We start from the raw sequence: 1,702 nt of genomic DNA, 5'->3' as shown, positions 1-1,702 counted from the left end.
GCCAGCTTCTTTCATTACCTGGACAGCACGAGGATTAACAATTGTGGCTCTGAGACCGGCGCTGTAAGACTCGGATCTATCTCCATAAATAGCCTTAAAAAAGCCTTCCGCCATCTGGGATCTGGCTGAATTGTGAGTGCATAGAAAAGAGGACCTTCTCCTTTTCCTGTGATCCTCTGTTTGTTTATGAACTATTGAAGGGAAAATTGAAAATGAGTGAAAGTAATCGTCACGAACTTTTGATGTTCACTCATACTTCTTTCCATACATTTATCCGATCCTTTTTTATATCCATGCTTTTAATTTCAGGCTCTCAACTGGTAAATCTCCGTATTGCCTTTTACTGATATCCAGATCTTCATTCAGGATTTCTACCGAAAACCCTGCTTTTTTCAGAAGCCTCAAATATTCCTCTTTTAAAACGGCACCAGCGATGCAGCCCGCAAGCAATCCACTGTCATTTTTAAGCTCTTCAGGTAGCTCATCTAGGAGAACCATATCCGAAATATACATTCTGCCTTCTGGTTTCAGAACACGGAATGCCTCTCTAAACACCTTTTCCTTATCCGGAGCCAGGTTGATTACGCAGTTGCTGATAATGATGTCCACAGAACTGTCTTCAACGGGAAGATCTTCGATATCTCCATGGCGGAACTCGACATTTAAGTAGCCGTACTTTTGAGCATTAGCCTGCGCTTTTTTTACCATTTCAGGAGTCATATCGACTCCAATAACCTTTCCTGAGCTTCCGACTTTTTGTGCAGCAAGGAAGCAATCAAAGCCCCCACCGGAGCCCAGATCCAGAACGACATTTCCAGGTTTCAGCTCTGCAAAAGCGGTAGGGTTACCACATCCAAGTCCCAGGTTTGCATCCGGAACAGCCTGGACATCAGATTCAGAATAGCCAAGAGACTTAGAAAGGTCTACTGGACTTGAGTTTCCACAGCAACTGCTGCCTGAGCAGCAGGAGCCACCTAAAATTGCAATTTCCTGATACTTCTTTTTGATAACTTCCTTTTTTTCATTCGCATCCATTATTCTACCCATTCCTTATTGTTGATATTTTTTCTATTCTATCTTGAGCTTACTGTCAATTATCTTTAGCTTTGTTTTCAACCCGGCTATCCGTACTCTCGTTAATGATATTGTTGACTCTGTTTTCAGTTTTACAGATAGGACATACTCGTGAAACCTGCTGCACATCACAACATGGTTTTATATCCCTGATTCCAAGAGATAAAAGCAAACAACTGGTTTCCTCGCTTTTAATGCTGTAGATAATGTTTCTTCCCTGCTTTTCATACTTTAAAATTCCAGCTTCAACAAGAACCTTCAAGTGCTTTGAAACCGTAGTCTGGTCTTTTTTTGTAAGGGGAGAAAAATCACAGGCGCAGTAACTATGCTCCAGCAGGTAAGAGAGGATAGTAAGCCTGGTCTCATCTCCGAGAGCTTTAAAGAACTTCACTTTACTATCAAGCATAATTATATGTATGTATGCGCATATATCCATATATATTTAGTGGTCAGTAGTCCCGAATCTTCTTATTCCGAAACTTGTTTTTTTACAGATAACAGTCGGTTTACCGGGCGTACTATTTTCACCACTTCCATTACCAAAAAAAGTGTTTAGAAGAGTCTAAAAGACTCAGAAGCTACTGAAATGGTTCTGGTAAACCATATAGAAGCCAACTCCCAAAACAAT

2 protein-coding genes and 1 pseudogene are annotated in these 1,702 nt (G+C 40.9%); all 3 read right to left on the bottom strand.

All coding sequences use genetic code 11. The annotated features are described in order from the left end of the window. A pseudogene (locus tag PLL47_RS14895) lies at positions 1 to 114 on the bottom strand (arsenate reductase ArsC); the annotation flags it as partial. A gap of 171 nt (positions 115 to 285) precedes the next feature. Continuing rightward, positions 286 to 1,035 (bottom strand): arsenite methyltransferase, encoded by a 750-nt coding sequence (locus tag PLL47_RS14890; RefSeq protein ID WP_324447371.1) that lies wholly within the window; start codon positions 1,033 to 1,035, stop codon positions 286 to 288. A gap of 55 nt (positions 1,036 to 1,090) precedes the next feature. Beyond that, entirely contained in the window at positions 1,091 to 1,480 is a 390-nt protein-coding gene (locus tag PLL47_RS14885; RefSeq protein WP_324447369.1) for an ArsR/SmtB family transcription factor, read from the bottom strand. Positions 1,481 to 1,702 lie beyond the last annotated feature (222 nt).

This window comes from Methanosarcina sp. (assembly GCF_035390745.1).
Lineage (GTDB): Archaea > Halobacteriota > Methanosarcinia > Methanosarcinales > Methanosarcinaceae > Methanosarcina.
The sequence above is the reverse complement of the archived record's forward strand: the minus strand, read 5'-3'. Positions and strand labels throughout refer to the sequence as shown.